This is a genomic window from Streptomyces sp. WI03-4A, from assembly GCF_033792105.1.
Classification (GTDB): Bacteria; Actinomycetota; Actinomycetes; order Streptomycetales; family Streptomycetaceae; genus Streptomyces; species Streptomyces collinus_A.
In genome coordinates this window covers 526,868-540,926 of the sequence record NZ_JARAUO010000001.1, presented here as the reverse complement: position 1 = coordinate 540,926, position 14,059 = coordinate 526,868, and the positions used below count along the sequence as shown (strand labels likewise).

Sequence of the window (14,059 nt, the reverse complement as noted above, 5' to 3'; positions counted from 1 at the left end):
ATGGCGATGATCGACGCCGGAGGGATCCGGCTGCACGTCCAGCGGACGGGCCCGGGAGACGGGCGCGCACCGCACGCCACCGTCGTCCTCGTGCACGGGCTGCTCACCGACAGCCTGGCCAGCTACTACTTCACCGTCGCCCCCGCCTTCGCGGCGGCCGGCCTCGACGTCGTCATGTACGACCTGCGCGGGCACGGCCGCAGTGAACGCCCGCCGCACGGCTACACCCTCGACCACAACATCGACGACCTGGAGGCGCTCCTGGACCGGCTGGGGATCAGTGGGCCCGTGCACCTCGTCGGCAACTCCTACGGCGGCACCATCGCCTTCGGTCTCGCCGCCCGCGGGCCCGCGCGCGCCGCCAGCCTCACCCTGATCGAGTCCGAACCGGCGACCGCCGACTGGGCGGCGAAGATGGGCGGCATCCTGCGCCGCGTGGTCACCCAGCTCGCGCACAACGAGCCCGACGCCATCGCCTGGATCCTCGCCCACCGCGGCCACAACACCGCCCGGCTGGCCAAGGGCGCCGCCCGGCTCGCCCGCGAGACCACCCTGGGCCGCGACATCCCCGCCAGCCGGGTGCTGACCGAGGCGCAGATCAGGGCCGTACGCTGCCCGGTCCTCGGCGTGTACGGCGGCGACTCGGACCTGGTGGACCTGGTCCCGCTGAAGGAGAGGCTGCTCACGGACTTCCGGCCGGTCGTGCTGCCGGGCCACGAGCACTCGGTGCTGGTCGAGGCGCCCGGCACCGTCGGCGGGCACGTCCTGGAGCTGATCCGCTCCGCCGAGGGCGCCGGGGCCAGGACAGGGGCCGGGGCCGGGTCCGCTGCGGGGGCCGGGGCGGGGGCGTGGTGAGCCGGTTCCTGTTCGTCGTCCCGCCGCTGGTCGGGCACGTCAATCCGGCCGTCGGGGTCGCCGCCCGGCTCACCGCGCGGGGACACCGGGTGGCCTGGGCGTGCGCCGACCCGTCGCTGGTGCGCCGGCTCGCGGGCCAGGACGCCCATGTCCACGCGTGCGCGGGGCCGGTGCCGGGCGTCGACGGCGCCGTACGGCCGCCGGAGCTGCGCGGCGCGGAGGCGCTGAAATTCCTGTGGGAGCGGTACCTGGTGCCGCTCGCCGACGCGATGGCCCCGGGCGTCCACGCCGCCGTCACGGACTTCCGCCCCGACGTCCTGGTCGCGGACCAGCAGGCGTTCGCCGGCGCCCTGGTGGCCGAACGCCTGGGCCTGCCCTGGGCGACCTCCGCCACCACCTCCGCCGAGTTCGCCGGCGCCTACGACGGGCTGCCCAAGGTCGCCGCATGGCTGCGGGAGCGCCTGGCCGAGCTGCGCGCCCGCGTCGGTGCCCCGGCCGCGACCGCCGACCCGCGCTACTCGCCGCATCTGCTCCTGGTCTTCAGCACGCCCGAACTCATCGGACCGCAGGCGCCGTTGGGGCCACGCATCCACTACGTCGGACCCTCCCTCGCCGACCGCCCGGCCGGCCCCGGCTTCCCCTGGGAATGGCTCGACCCCGGCCGGGCGAAGGTCCTCGTCACCCTGGGCACGGCCAACGCCGACGCAGGCGACCGCTTCCTCGCGGAGTGCCGCGCCGCTCTTCGTGAGCGCGCCGACCGGGTGCAGGCGGTGCTCGTCGACCCGGGCGGCACGCTGCCCGACGACGACCCGGGCAAGCTGGACAAGGATGTGCTGATCCTGCCGTCCGTGCCCCAACTCCCGCTGCTGGACAGAATGGACGCGGTCGTCTGCCACGCCGGGCACAACACGGTGTGCGAGGCGCTCTGGCACGGTGTGCCGCTCGTGGTGGCGCCCATCCGCGACGACCAGCCCGTGGTGGCCGCGCAGGTCGTGGACGCGGGTGCCGGGGTCCGGGTCAGGTTCGGCAAGGTCACCGCGCCCCGGCTGGGCGAGGCCCTCGACCGCGTCCTGTACGACCGCGTCCACCGGGCCGCCGCCGCCCGGGTGCGCACCGCGTTCCGCGCGGCGGGCGGGGCCCGGGCGGCCGCCGCCCACCTCGAACGACTGGCGGCCGACAGCAGCGGACGACGGGCCGAGGAGGGCCGATGAGCGAACCCGGCAAGAACGCCGAGCGGATCGCCGCCCTGCGGCCCGCCTACCGCGCCGACCTGGCCGGCGGCACCGACCGCTTCCTCGGCCCCCGGAGCACCACCTGCCCCTGGTGCGGCTCCGCCCGGCTGGCGGTGCGGCTGCGTACGACCGACCTGCTCCAGCACAAGCCGGGCCACTTCACCCTCGACCGCTGCGCGGACTGCGGCCACGTCTTCCAGAACCCCCGACTGACGCAGGAGGGGCTGGAGTTCTACTACCGCGACTTCTACGACGGCCTCGGCGAGCAGCGCATGAGCGGTACGTTCGGCGGCCGCACCGCGATGTACCGGGACCGGGCGGAGGCGATGGCGCCCCACGACCCCACCCCGAAGAACTGGCTCGACGTCGGCACCGGCCACGGCCACTTCTGCGAGGCCGCCCGAGCCGTCCTGCCCGGCACCGCGTTCGACGGCCTCGACTTCACCGACGGCGTCGAACTCGCCGCCCGCGAGGGCCGGGTGGCGCACGCCTACCGCGGCGCCTTCCCCGACCTCGCGCCCGAACTGGCCGCCCGCTACGACGTGGTGAGCATGTTCCACTATCTGGAGCACAGCACCGAACCGGACCGCGAACTCCGGGCCGCCCACGAGGTCGTACGCCCCGGCGGCCACCTGCTCATCGAGGTCCCGGACCCGGAGAGCCGCTACGCCCGCCTGCTGGGCCGCTGGTGGCTGCCCTGGCTGCAGCCGCAGCACCTGCACTTCGTCCCCGTCGCCAACCTGCGGCAGCGGCTGGCCGCGCTCGGCTTCACCGTGGTCGCCGAACAGCACGCCGAGCCGCACGACCCGGTCGACCTGCTCGCCGCCGTATGGCTGGCCCTCGACCACGCCGCCCCGCGCGAAGACGCACCCTGGCTGCCCGAACCCCCCGGCGCCCTGCGCCGCGCCACCCGCACCGCACTCCTCCTGGCAGGCATCCCCGCCCTCCTCACCGCAACCCTCCTGGACCGCTTCGCGATCCGCCCCCTGGCCGAACGCCTCGGCCTGAGCAACGCGTACCGCTTGGTCGCAAGGCGGGAGTGAGGGGCGCTGTGCGCGGCTTCGGCGGCCAGGGGTGCCCCTGGCCCCTTCGATCGAGGGCCCTGCCGGGTCGGTTCACGGTTCGGCCACCGTCCCGCTGACATGGCCTGCGCGACGCCACCGCCTGGTGGCCCGGCGAGAGCGACTCCCGCTCACAGCGGCCTGGGGTCCACGGTGTTCTGGCCTGGGTCGGCGACGTCCCGGCCTGGGGCGGCACCGCCGGCACGGGCGCGCCGGGCGGCCGGGATGCGATCCCGCCTGGTTCACGGAGCCGCCGTGAGACCGCTCGGGACAGGGTCGCCGCCCCCTTCCCAGGCGCCCGGCTGGAGCAACCGCCGCTTACAGCGGCCTGGGGCCCACGGTGTTCTGGCCTGGGCCGGCGACATCCCGGCCTGGATCGGCACCGCCGGCACGGGCGCGCCGGGCGGCCCCGGCAGCCGGGACGCGAGCTCACCCGGACCGCGACGCCGCTCCGGGACCGCTCGGGATACGAACGCACCGCTCGGGATACAGACGCCCCACCTCCCAGGCACCCAGCGCGAGCGCCCCCTCACAGCACCTCCGCGCGGATCAGTGCCGACAGGACCAGGGCGCCCGGTAGCAGGGGGAGCCAGTCGGTCAGGAGGCGGTAGCCGATCACGGTCGCGGTGGCCAGTGCGGGCGAGCCGCCGAAGGCGACCAGCGTCCACACCAGGGCAGCGTCCACCGCGAGGCCACCGGGCGACGGGACCGCGCCGACCGCGGCGCCCGCCGCCAGGTGGGCGAGGACGACGTGGTGCCACGGCAGCCCCAGGCCGAGCGAGGCCCCCACGCACACCAGCACCCCCGCCTGCACCAGCGGCATCGCGACCGCCCCGCCCCACAGTGCCAGCACCCGGCAGGGCCGCCCGTGCACCTCCCGTGCGTCGGCGAGGGCGCCCCCGACGATCCGCGTCACCGGGCGCCGCAGTGGTCGTACGGCCGTCACGACCAGCCCCGTCACGGCGAGCGCACCGCCCGCCACGGCGGCCGTGGGCAGCAGGCGGCCGTCGGGCAGCAGATCGCCGAGCCGCTGCCGGGCGGGCGTGCACGCCAGGAAGAGCAGCAGAACCAACGTCCTGGCGACGCACCTGGCCAGGGAGTAGAGGCCGATCGAGGCGGTCGCCCGGGGCAGCGGCACCCCGCGGGTGCGCAGGAAGCGCAAGGTGACGGCGTGCGCGCCCAGGCCGCCCGGCACGACGTGGTTCGCCGCGCCCGCCGCGAACTGCGAGGCCAGCAGCAACCCTGGCGGCAGCCGGTCCGGCAGCGCGCCCTGCCTGCAGCAGGCGGCGGCCACCCAGGTCAGACAGGTGACCGCGGCCCCCGCCAGCAGCCACCAGGGATCAGCGGCGGCCAGCCGTACGACGCCCTCGTACGCCACCGGCCGGTTGGCCAGGGCCCAGCCGCCGGCGAGCAGCAGGGGCGACAGACACAGGGCGAGCCGGACCGAACGGGCCGCCATGAGCGACCGCCGGCGCACCCGAGGCCCCGGCAGGGGACCGGGCGAGCCCGGCGAGAGGCAGCCGCCTGCCACCGGGGGGTCCGGGGCCGCTGGGGGATGGGCTGTCACCGGCCGGTGCGGCGGCTCCGGCGACGGCGGGGCCGCCGTCGCCCGAGGCACCGTGGTCCCAGGTGGCTGTACTGCCATCGACGACGGAGGCGCCCCCGGCGGCAGCGGCGCGGGCGGAGACAGCGGAGTGAGCGGGGTGAGCGGGGACAGTGAGGACACGGGGAAGTCGTCCTTCCGCGGCGGGACCCTGGGCAGGGGCCTGGGGGAGGCGGAGCGGCGAAACCTCCGGGAGCCTTCCCCTCCCGCGTGACACCGGGGTGGCCGGGAACCGACGGAGCGAGGGCGGGGCGGTGCCGCGGGGCGCGTGCGCGGAAACCGCCGTGCACAGCCGACCAGGTAGCCTTCCCATGGGGCGCGCTGCGCAAGCCACGCCCGGGCGGTCAGGATCGGTGAACAGGGGAGGTACCCGCGGTGCACGTGCAGGAATGGCTCGACACGGTGCCCGCGGCCGCGGTCTACGCCGTGGTCGGCGTGGTGATCGGCCTGGAGAGCCTGGGCATCCCGCTGCCGGGTGAGATCGTCCTGGTCTCGGCGGCCCTCATGTCCTCCCAGCACACCGGCGTCAACCCCGTCGTGCTCGGGGTCTGCGCGACCGCCGGAGCCGTCATCGGCGACTCCATCGGCTACGCCATCGGCCGCAAGGGCGGACGCCCGATGCTGGCCTGGCTGGGCGCGAAGTTCCCGAAGCACTTCAGCGAGGGCCATGTGGCCACCGCCGAGCGCTCCTTCGAGAAGTGGGGCATGTGGGCGGTCTTCTTCGGCCGTTTCGTCGCCCTGCTGCGCATCTTCGCCGGCCCCCTCGCGGGCGTGCTGCGGATGCCGTACTGGAAGTTCCTGATCGCCAACGTCCTCGGCGGCATCTGCTGGGCCGGCGGCACCACGGCGGTCATCTACTACGTCGGCGTCGTCGCCGAGGACTGGCTCAAGCGCTTCTCGTACGTGGGTCTGGCGGCGGCGGTCCTGATCGGCCTGGCGTCCGCGCTGGTCATCAAGCGGCGGGCCAAGAAGGCCCAGCCGGAGCGGCGGGACCAGCCCGAGGCCGAACCGGTGGGCGCCGGGGAGTAGCCTCCGGGCCCCCGCCTACCCGTGCACCCCGCGGTGCGCCTTGCCGAGCTCGGCGTACATGGTCCCGTTGAGGGTGACCCCCTGCCGCTCCTCCTCCGACAGCGCCCGCTTCACCTTCGCGGGCACCCCCGCCACCAGCGACCCGGGCGGAACGACCATCCCCTGCGGCACCAGCGCCTGCGCGGCGACCAGCGAACCGGCCCCGATCACGGCGCCGTTCAGCACGGTCGCCCCCATCCCGACGAGGCAGTCGTCCTCCACGGTCGCCCCGTGCACCACGGCGTTGTGACCGATGGACACCCGCTCCCCGACCCGCACCGGGAACCCGGGATCGGCGTGCAGGGTGCAGTTGTCCTGCACGTTGCTGCTGGCGCCGACCTCGATGCTCTCGACGTCACCGCGCAGCACGGCGCCGTACCAGACGCTGACGCCCGGGCCGAGTGTCACGTCCCCGATCACCGATGCCGTGGGCGCCACGAACACCTCGCCGTCGAGCCGGGGCTCCTTGCCGCCGAAGCCCACGATCATCGCCTTGTGCGTCATCAGCTCTCCTCACCTCACCGGTGCCCCGCACCCCACGTGCTCCGCACCACACGCTTCCCGCACCGTACGACACCGGTGGGGCAAAGATCACAGCAGCCCGCCCTCATGCCGGAGGCTCCCGCCGAGTAACTTGAGCCCGTGCCGAAGAGCAAGAACACGTTCTCATCGTGGCGGGGCCGCGTAGCGCAGCGCGCCGTCCACGCGGCCTGGGCGTGGGTGCAGCGCACCGGTTCGGTGTCCGCCGAGAACCCCGGTGGCCTCCGCTTCGGCTCGATCGGCGAGGCCACCCGGCTGGCCTTCCCGCTCGGCACGGTCTTCGGCGAACCCTGGATCCACCTCGGCTCCCACTGCATCATCGCCGAGCAGGTCACCCTCACCGCCGGCCTGATGCCGGACCTCGATCTCGGCCCCGACCCGATCCTGCGCATCGGCGACGGCGTCGTCCTCGGCCGGGGCAGTCACGTCATCGCCGACACCACGGTCACGATCGGCCGCGACTGCTACTTCGGCCCGTATGTCTACGTCACCTCCACCAACCACTCCTACGACGACCCGCACGAGCCCATCGGCCGGCAGTGGCCGCGCATGGAGCCGGTGGAGATCGGCCCGGGCTGCTGGATCGGCACCGGCGCGGTGATCCTGCCCGGCGCCCGGATCGGCCGGAACGTGGTCGTGGCGGCGGGCGCCGTGGTGCGCGGGACCGTGCCCGACCACGCCGTGGTGGCGGGGGCACCCGCCCGGGTCGTACGGCGCTGGACCCCGGACGACGGCTGGCAGCCGCCGCTGCGGACCCCGGCGCCGGTGCCGCTGCCTGACGGGATCACCCCGGAGCAGTTGCGCGCGCTGGCCGAGCTGGACGAGGAGGGGGCCGAGCGGCTGGCCCGCCTGGAGGCCGACGGCTGATTCGGGCGTCCGCCCGGAGGCCGGTGGCCGACTCAGCCGGTCGCCAGCAGCAGGGTCCCGACCAGCGCGAGGCCCGCGCCCGCGGCCTGGACCGCGCGCAGCCGCTCGCTGAGGAAACCGCGCGCGGCCAGTGCGGTGACCACCGGGTAGAGCGAGGCCAGCACCGCGGCCACGGTGACCGGGCCGTGCTGGGCGGCGACCGCGTACGTGCCGTTGGCCGCCACGTCCGCGAGTCCCACGAAGGCCAGCGCCGGCAGCGATGACCGCACCGGAGCGCCCTCGGGCAGGGCAGGGGTGCCGCGCCGCACGGAGGCGTACAGGGCCGCGCCGCCCGCCGCGACGCTGGTCACCCGCTGCACGAACAGCGACAGGAACAGGCCGGTGACCGTCGTCGAGGCCTCCGTGATCAGCGCGAACACCGTGCCGAAGCCCAGCGCCGCGACCAGCGTGAGCAGGATCGTCCGCCGCTGCACCGGGGCGCCGCGCAACTGCGGGCCGCCCGCGAGGACGACCCCCGTGACGGCGACCGCGATGCCGGCGACCTGCACGACCCCCGGGCGCTCGCCCAGCACCAGCCCCACCCCGACCGGGACGGCCACGCTCAGCGTGGCCAGCGGGGAGACCACGCCCATCGGGCCCAGCGCCAGGGCCTTGTAGAAGGAGAGCAGGGCCACCGGACCGGCCAGACCCGCGGCGACCGCGAACCACAGGCGCGGCCCCGCCTCGCTCCAGCCCCCGGTGGCGACCACGAGGACTCCGAGCACGGCGGCGGCGATCGCCTGGGAGGCGACCACCACCGTCAGCGCGGGCGCGCGTCGCGTCAGCAGCCCGCCACCGAAGTCGGCCAGACCCCACAGAAGGCTGGTGCTCAGGGCGAAGAACGCGGTCACGGCTGCCTCGCAGTACAGTTCGGTGAACGAGCGGGTGCATCCCACCGTAGTTCATTGCAGTGAACTACGGCGAGCAAAATAGTTCACCCACATCTCGCCAATTCGTTTTCCTTGTCAGCCCCACTCCCGCTACTGGACGGAACCGGACGGAACGTGTCGGACCTCGAACTCCTGACCCAGTCCCTGGCGCGCAACGTCAAGCACTGGCGCGCGGTGCGCGGCTTCACCCTGGACGTGCTCGCCGCCCGGGCCGGTGTCAGCCGCGGCATGCTCATCCAGATCGAACAGGCCCGCACCAACCCGAGCATCGGCACCGTCGTCAAGATCGGTGACGCGCTGGGCGTCAGCGTGACCACCTTGCTCGACTACGAGCGCGGCCCGAAGGTCCGCGTCGTCCCCGCCGAGCGGGCGGTCCGGCTGTGGCACACCGAGGCCGGCAGCTACAACCGGCTGCTCGCCGGCACCGAGGCCCCGGGCCCGCTGGAGATGTGGGACTGGCGGCTGATGCCGGGTGAGCGCAGCACCTCCGAACCGCACCCCGGCGGCACGGTCGAACTGGTCCACGTCACCGCGGGCGAGCTGACCCTCACCGTGGACGGCGAGGAGTACCGCGTACCGGCCGGCGCGAGCGCCTCGTTCGAGGCCAACACCCCGCACGTGTACGCCAACACCGGGGACGTCCCGATGGAGATGGTGATGGCGGTCTCGGTGCCGCCCGTGAGCTGAGACACCGCCACGGCGGACGGCGCGGCCTTGTTAGCGTGCGGCCATGCGCGCACCCATCGGAGAGTTCGACACCGCCACCCCCGCCCCCGACTGCCTGGACGAGCTGGTCGCCCCCGTCGCCGACGCCGTACGCCACTGGCGCGGCGGCGTCCCCGCCGACCGGATCGTCTACGTCGACACCGACCCGCGCTGGGCCGACACGGCCGTCTTCGTCGAGCACTACGGCCGCGACCTGCTGGACACGTCCGCCAACTGCGTGGTCGTCGCGGGCAAGCGGGGCGGCGAGACCAGTTTCGCGGCGTGCCTGGTCCTGTCCACCGCCCGCGTCGACGTCAACGGCGTGGTGCGCCGCCGGCTCGGCGCCCGCAAGGCCTCGTTCGCACCCATGGACACGGCGACCGGCGAGACCGGCATGGAGTACGGCGGCATCACCCCGGTCGGGCTGCCCGACGGCTGGCCGCTGCTGGTGGACGCGGCCGTCGCCGATCTGCCCTACGTCCTCGTGGGCAGCGGGCGCCGGCGCGGCAAGCTGCTGATCCCGGGCAAGGCGCTCGCGGAACTGCCGGGCGCCGAGGTGCTCGAAGGGCTCGGGGTCGCCTGAGCCGAGGCCGGGCTCGGGGTCCGAGCCGAGGGACGCCCGAGGTCAGGCCGTCAGATGATGGGCCAGCGCCAGGTGCGGGTCCCGTTCGCCCGGCGCCGGGGCCGGGTCCGCGTGCACCAGGGCGGCCGTCAGTCCCGGCACGGCGTGCAGCAGGGCGTGCTCGGCCTCGACGGCGATCGCGTGCGCCCGCCGCACCGTGGCCTCGCCGTCGACCACGACCGTGAGCTCGGCGCGCAGCCGGTGCCCGATCCACCGCAGCCGCAGCTCGCCCACCTCGCGCACGCCCGGCACCGTCCGCACCGCCTGCTCGGCCCGGTCCACCAGCGCCGGGTCGACGGCGTCCAGCACCCGCCGGAACACCTCCCGCGCGGCGTCCCGCAGCACCAGGACGATCGCCGCGGTGATCGCCAGACCCACGACCGGGTCGGCGTAGCGCCACCCCAGGGCCGATCCGCCCGCGCCGAGCAGCACGGCGAGCGAGGCGAAGCCGTCCGTGCGGGCGTGCAGCCCGTCGGCGACCAGCGCGGCCGAGCCGATCTCCCGGCCCACCCCGATCCGGTGCCGGGCCACCCACTCGTTGCCCGCGAACCCCGCGAGCGCGGCCGCCGCGACCGCCGGCACGTGCGCGACCGGACGCGGGTCGAGCAGCCGCTCGGCGGCCGCCCAGGCCGCGAAAGCTGCGGAGGCGGCGATGGTCAGCACGATCACCAGACCCGCGAGGTCCTCGGCCCGCCCGTAGCCGTAGGTGAACCGCCGGGTCGCCGCCCGCCGGCCCAGCACGAACGCGATGCCCAGCGGTACGGCGGTCAGCGCGTCCGCCGCGTTGTGCACGGTGTCCCCGAGCAGGGCCACCGAACCCGAGACGACGACCACCACCGCCTGGACCAGCGCGGTCGCGCCCAGCACGGCCAGCGACACCCACAGCGCGCGCATCCCGCGCGCCGAGGACTCCAGCGCGGCGTCCACCTTGTCGGCGCTCGCGTGCGAGTGGGGGGTGAGGAGATGGCCGAGTCGGTGGCGGAGGCCGGGGGAACCGGGGGAGGGGTGGCTGTGGCCATGGTGGTCGTCGTGGCCGTGGCCGTGGGGCGCGTGTCCGTCATGGTGATGTCGGTGCCCGCCACTCGGGTGGTGTGTGTGCCGCTCGCTCACGTGAATCCCCTTCCGGGGGTGCCGGGAGGTGGACGCGGGGGCGCCCACGGAGCCATTATGTGCGTATGAGCGCACGCATGCACCTATCACCTGCGCATCATGCGCAGCCGCGCACCCCTGGCGACACCCAGTTCGCCGTCGCCGCCGAGCTCCTCGCCCTGCTCGGTGACCGGACCCGGCTCACCCTGCTGCACGCCCTCACGGCCGGAGAGGCCGACGTGACCACCCTCACCGAGGCGTGCGCCGCGGCCCGTCCCGCTGTCAGCCAGCACCTGGCCCGGCTGCGCCTCGCGGGTCTGGTGACCACCCGCAAGGAGGGCCGCCGCGTGGTCTACGCGCTGCGCGACGGCCATCTGCGGCGCCTGGTCGACGAGGCCCTGAAGGTGGCCGACCATCGCCTGGCCGAGCGGGCCGGCGGGACGCAGACCTCCTGAAAGGCCGGAGCGGTCCCTCATGACGACGGTGTCCCGCCGGCCACGGCGGAGTGCCGCGGCCGACGGGACACCGTCAGCGGTCGTGTGTGGTCAGTGCGCCGGAGCGTCCGTGACCACGACCTCCTCGATGCTGCGCTCGATCGCCTCGGGCTTCGACGCGGTGGCCTTGGCCCAGTAGTAGATGCCGAGCGAGAACGCCGCGACGACCAGGATGTCCCAGTACAGCGGGATGGTGCCGTCGCCGCCGAAGGTGCTCAGGTAGGAGATCACACCGAGGCCGACGAGGTAGCCGGGCAGCCACTGCGCGGCCCTGAAGTCCAGCCGGGGCGCGTCGGGCAGGTTCTTGCGGACGGCGTACCAGGCGTAGGAGCCGAGCAGCACGTAGCCGAGCAGGATCGCGAAGCCGAGCCGCCACAGGGTGTCCCAGCCCGACCAGAAGATGATCAGGTTGGCGACCACGAAGGACAGCGGCGAGATGACCTTGCCGAAGGGCAGGCGGTACGGGCGCTCGTGGTGCGGCAGACGGTCGGCGAAGACGCCGTACGCCAGGGGCGCGCCCGCGTACATCAGCACGCTCGCGGAGGTGATGAAGCTGACCAGCTCCTGCCAGCTCGGGAACGGCAGGAAGCAGACCACGCCGGTCACGAACGAGACGATGAGGCCGAACCACGGCACACCGCGCGAGTCCGTCTTCGCGAACAGCTTCGGCGCGTAGCCGTTCTTGGCCAGGCCGTAGGAGATGCGGGAGGTGGCGGTGGTGTAGATCAGGCCGGTGCCACCGGGGGAGATGATCGCGTCGGCGTACAGGACGACGCTCAGCCAGCCGAGGCCCACGAGGGTGGCCAGACCGGCCCAGGGGCCGCTGATGCCCGGGAAGTCGAGCTTGCCCCAGCCGTGCGCGAAGGAGCTGTGCGGCAGGGCGACGATGAACACGACCTGGAGCAGGATGTAGATCACCGAGCCGATGGCGACGGAACCGAGGGTCGCGCGGGGCAGGTCACGCTTGGGGTTGCGGCTCTCGCCGGCGAGCTGGATCGCCTGCTCGAAGCCGAGCAGGGCGAAGATGATGCCGCTGGAGCTGATGGCGGCGAGGACGCCCTTGGCGCCGAAGGGCGCGAAGCCCTCCGAGGTGAAGTTGCCCGGGTGGAAGTTGCCGATGGCGATGACGAAGATCGCCGCGAGGGGGACGGCGATCTTCCACCAGGTGGCGGCGCTGTTGGTGTGGGCCAGGACCCGGACGCCGAGGAAGTTGACCGCGACGAAGAGGGCCATCAGGACGACGGCGACGACGATGCCGCTGGTCGTGAGCGTGCCGTTGGCGCGCTGCAGTCCTTCGGCCCACTGCCAGTGCTTGGCGTAGCCGATCATGGCCTCGACCTCGATCGGCGCGACCGTCGCGGCCTGGAGCCAGGAGAACCAGCCGAAGGACATGCCGGCCAGGCCGCCGAAGGCGTAGTGCGGGTAGCGGGCCGTGCCGCCGGCCACCGGGAACATGCCGCCGAGTTCGGCGTGCACGAGCGCCAGCAGCACGATGGCCACCGCGCCGATCACCCACGAGATGATCGCCGCGGGGCCCGCTACCACGACCGCCTTCTCGGCGCCGAACAGCCAGCCGGAACCGATGATGGAACCCACGGAGGCCCACATCAGACCGATCAGGCCGACGTCGCGGCGCAGGCCGCCGCCTGGGCCGCCGCTCTGGTCCTTCGCGGCTATGGGCGCGGCATGGTCGACTTTCGCCATGTCAAGTGGCCTCTCAGATCGTAAACGCAGGATTAACGAGCAAGGACGCCACAGGCTAGGAAAGCTTTCCGCACTTACAGAAGAGAGTTTCCGAAAACTTGACTCAGGATCTTGCCTGTCTTGGGAACGGTCTCTGCACAGGTCAGACGGTAGACCAGAATGTCAATATTCAGCGGGGAATTGTGAGAAGACAGTGAGACAGGCTATGCGAGGCGTGGAATTTCGATGGCCGGGCACCGATCCATTACCATGTCCCGCCCCGCGGCCCGGACCCGCCCGTAGGCGGCCTCGTCCACCACGTCGAGCTGGAACCAGACCGCCTTCGCGCCCTTCGTGACGGCGTCGTCGGCCACCGCGCCCGCGAGATCGCTGTTGACGAAGACGTCCACCACGTCCACCTCGAAGGGGATGTCCGCGAGCGAGGCGTACCCCTGCTCGCCGTGCACCGTCTCCGCCTTGGGGTGCACGGGCACGACCCGCTTGCCGAAGCGCTGGAGCACCTGCGCCACCCCGTACGCGGCCCGGTTCCGGTTCGACGACAGGCCGACCACCGCCCAGGTGTCACCCAGCTCGGTCAGGATCCTGCGGATCGTCGCTTCGTCGCCGTACACGGCTGCCTCCTCCGGTCGCGCGGGAACGCGCGGGAGTCTCGGGAATCTGTCGTCGTCGCAACAGCGTCCGGCAGGTGCGGATTCCCCCCGGTACCCCGCCACGGTGACCGGAATCGGCGCAAGGTGCCCGCGTACGGCCGCCCGCACGCCTACGCTCGGGCCGTGCTGCGCATCCTCGACGCCCGAACCGGTGAGCCCGTCGCCGCCGCGCCCGCCCGCCGCGGCCTGACCCGCATCGAGGCGTACGCCTCGGGCCTCGACCCGACGGCGCTGCGCGTACTCCTCACCGCCGACCTCCTGGTCCGCGCCCTGGAACTCGGCGGCACCCCCGTCTGGGCGATACTCACCGCCCCGAACCGGCCGGCCGAGCTGCGCACGGCCGCCACCACCCTGGCCATCCGCCCCTTCGAGGACGGCCGCGACGTCGCGTCGGGCCTCGGGGAGGCACAGGTGATCCACGTGGTGGCCCAGGACGCCCAGGCCTCGCCGGGCGAGGGCCCCCTCCTCGCCGTGGCACCGGTGATCTGGGCCCGGGCGGGGGCGGACACGGTCGCCGTGGGGCCGGTCGTGGCCGACGGCGAGGTGGGGCCGACCGGTGGGGAGGTCCCGGCGGTCGATGCCGACGTGCGGGCGGCGGGCGCCGAGGCGCGCCAGGCCGACGGCGAGAGTGGCGCGGCCG

At 74.0% G+C, this 14,059-nt stretch carries 14 protein-coding genes and 1 pseudogene; 9 read left to right on the top strand and 6 right to left on the bottom strand.

The genetic code is table 11. The features are described from left to right. From PV343_RS02525 to PV343_RS02515, 3 genes are read left to right on the top strand one after another with little or no spacing between them, the layout of a single operon-like run. The gene (locus PV343_RS02525) at positions 1 to 855 is read left to right on the top strand and encodes an alpha/beta fold hydrolase (RefSeq protein ID WP_319145084.1); all 855 of its coding nucleotides are present in this window, start codon (positions 1 to 3) and stop codon (positions 853 to 855) included. Continuing rightward, complete coding sequence (locus PV343_RS02520) at positions 852 to 2,066, top strand: glycosyltransferase (protein ID WP_319145083.1); 1,215 nt, start codon at positions 852 to 854, stop codon at positions 2,064 to 2,066. The genes PV343_RS02525 and PV343_RS02520 overlap by 4 nt, the downstream gene beginning before the upstream one ends. After that, the gene (locus PV343_RS02515; protein ID WP_319145082.1) at positions 2,063 to 3,130 is read left to right on the top strand and encodes a class I SAM-dependent methyltransferase; all 1,068 of its coding nucleotides are present in this window, start codon (positions 2,063 to 2,065) and stop codon (positions 3,128 to 3,130) included. The genes PV343_RS02520 and PV343_RS02515 overlap by 4 nt, the downstream gene beginning before the upstream one ends. Before the next feature lie 547 nt (positions 3,131 to 3,677). Here the strand turns inward: PV343_RS02515 and PV343_RS02510 are convergent. After that, positions 3,678 to 4,607 (bottom strand): lysylphosphatidylglycerol synthase transmembrane domain-containing protein, encoded by a 930-nt coding sequence (locus PV343_RS02510; RefSeq protein WP_319145081.1) that lies wholly within the window; start codon positions 4,605 to 4,607, stop codon positions 3,678 to 3,680. Positions 4,608 to 5,126: 519 nt separating this feature from the next. Here PV343_RS02510 and PV343_RS02505 point away from each other — a divergent pair. After that, positions 5,127 to 5,780: a DedA family protein gene (locus PV343_RS02505; RefSeq protein ID WP_319145080.1), complete on the top strand. Its 654-nt coding sequence runs from the start codon at positions 5,127 to 5,129 to the stop codon at positions 5,778 to 5,780. A gap of 15 nt (positions 5,781 to 5,795) precedes the next feature. Here PV343_RS02505 and PV343_RS02500 read toward each other — a convergent pair whose 3' ends face one another. Continuing rightward, on the bottom strand, positions 5,796 to 6,323 hold the full coding sequence (locus PV343_RS02500) for a gamma carbonic anhydrase family protein (RefSeq protein ID WP_319145079.1): 528 nt from the start codon (positions 6,321 to 6,323) through the stop codon (positions 5,796 to 5,798). A gap of 138 nt (positions 6,324 to 6,461) precedes the next feature. Here PV343_RS02500 and PV343_RS02495 point away from each other — a divergent pair, with 138 nt between their 5' ends. Further along, positions 6,462 to 7,226 carry an acyltransferase gene (locus PV343_RS02495; protein WP_319145078.1) on the top strand — a complete coding sequence of 255 codons (765 nt, stop codon included), beginning with the start codon at positions 6,462 to 6,464 and terminating at the stop codon, positions 7,224 to 7,226. A 32-nt stretch (positions 7,227 to 7,258) separates the two neighbouring features. Here PV343_RS02495 and PV343_RS02490 read toward each other — a convergent pair whose 3' ends face one another. Beyond that, positions 7,259 to 8,116 (bottom strand): DMT family transporter, encoded by an 858-nt coding sequence (locus PV343_RS02490; RefSeq protein ID WP_319145167.1) that lies wholly within the window; start codon positions 8,114 to 8,116, stop codon positions 7,259 to 7,261. Between the two features lie 153 nt (positions 8,117 to 8,269). Here PV343_RS02490 and PV343_RS02485 point away from each other — a divergent pair, with 153 nt between their 5' ends. Beyond that, positions 8,270 to 8,842: a helix-turn-helix domain-containing protein gene (locus PV343_RS02485; RefSeq protein WP_319145077.1), complete on the top strand. Its 573-nt coding sequence runs from the start codon at positions 8,270 to 8,272 to the stop codon at positions 8,840 to 8,842. Between the two features lie 43 nt (positions 8,843 to 8,885). Next, positions 8,886 to 9,443 (top strand): YbaK/EbsC family protein, encoded by a 558-nt coding sequence (locus PV343_RS02480; RefSeq protein WP_319145076.1) that lies wholly within the window; start codon positions 8,886 to 8,888, stop codon positions 9,441 to 9,443. A 42-nt stretch (positions 9,444 to 9,485) separates the two neighbouring features. Here the strand turns inward: PV343_RS02480 and PV343_RS02475 are convergent, their stop codons facing one another. Then, on the bottom strand, positions 9,486 to 10,592 hold the full coding sequence (locus PV343_RS02475; RefSeq protein ID WP_319145075.1) for a cation diffusion facilitator family transporter: 1,107 nt from the start codon (positions 10,590 to 10,592) through the stop codon (positions 9,486 to 9,488). A 65-nt stretch (positions 10,593 to 10,657) separates the two neighbouring features. Here PV343_RS02475 and PV343_RS02470 point away from each other — a divergent pair, with 65 nt between their 5' ends. After that, entirely contained in the window at positions 10,658 to 11,026 is a 369-nt protein-coding gene (locus PV343_RS02470) for an ArsR/SmtB family transcription factor (RefSeq protein WP_319145074.1), read from the top strand. A gap of 90 nt (positions 11,027 to 11,116) precedes the next feature. Here PV343_RS02470 and PV343_RS02465 read toward each other — a convergent pair whose 3' ends face one another. Continuing rightward, positions 11,117 to 12,769, bottom strand: a complete 1,653-nt coding sequence (locus PV343_RS02465; protein ID WP_319145073.1) for an APC family permease — start codon at positions 12,767 to 12,769, stop codon at positions 11,117 to 11,119. Positions 12,770 to 12,972: 203 nt separating this feature from the next. Beyond that, entirely contained in the window at positions 12,973 to 13,380 is a 408-nt protein-coding gene (locus tag PV343_RS02460) for a CoA-binding protein (RefSeq protein ID WP_319145072.1), read from the bottom strand. Positions 13,381 to 13,542: 162 nt separating this feature from the next. On the opposite strand from PV343_RS02460, the pseudogene PV343_RS02455 reads away from it, so the two are divergent. Next, a pseudogene (locus PV343_RS02455) lies at positions 13,543 to 13,908 on the top strand (hypothetical protein); the annotation flags it as partial. Positions 13,909 to 14,059 lie beyond the last annotated feature (151 nt).

Excerpts from the sequence above, each read along its gene's own strand:
- PV343_RS02500 (WP_319145079.1), bottom strand. The coding sequence starts at position 6,323 with ATGACGCACAAGGCGATGATCGTGGGCTTCGGCGGCAAGGAGCCCCGG.
- PV343_RS02515 (WP_319145082.1), top strand. The coding sequence starts at position 2,063 with ATGAGCGAACCCGGCAAGAACGCCGAGCGGATCGCCGCCCTGCGGCCC.
- PV343_RS02465 (WP_319145073.1), bottom strand. The coding sequence starts at position 12,769 with ATGGCGAAAGTCGACCATGCCGCGCCCATAGCCGCGAAGGACCAGAGC.
- PV343_RS02525 (WP_319145084.1), top strand. The coding sequence starts at position 1 with ATGGCGATGATCGACGCCGGAGGGATCCGGCTGCACGTCCAGCGGACG.
- PV343_RS02480 (WP_319145076.1), top strand. The coding sequence starts at position 8,886 with ATGCGCGCACCCATCGGAGAGTTCGACACCGCCACCCCCGCCCCCGAC.
- PV343_RS02470 (WP_319145074.1), top strand. The coding sequence starts at position 10,658 with ATGAGCGCACGCATGCACCTATCACCTGCGCATCATGCGCAGCCGCGC.
- PV343_RS02510 (WP_319145081.1), bottom strand. The coding sequence starts at position 4,607 with ATGGCGGCCCGTTCGGTCCGGCTCGCCCTGTGTCTGTCGCCCCTGCTG.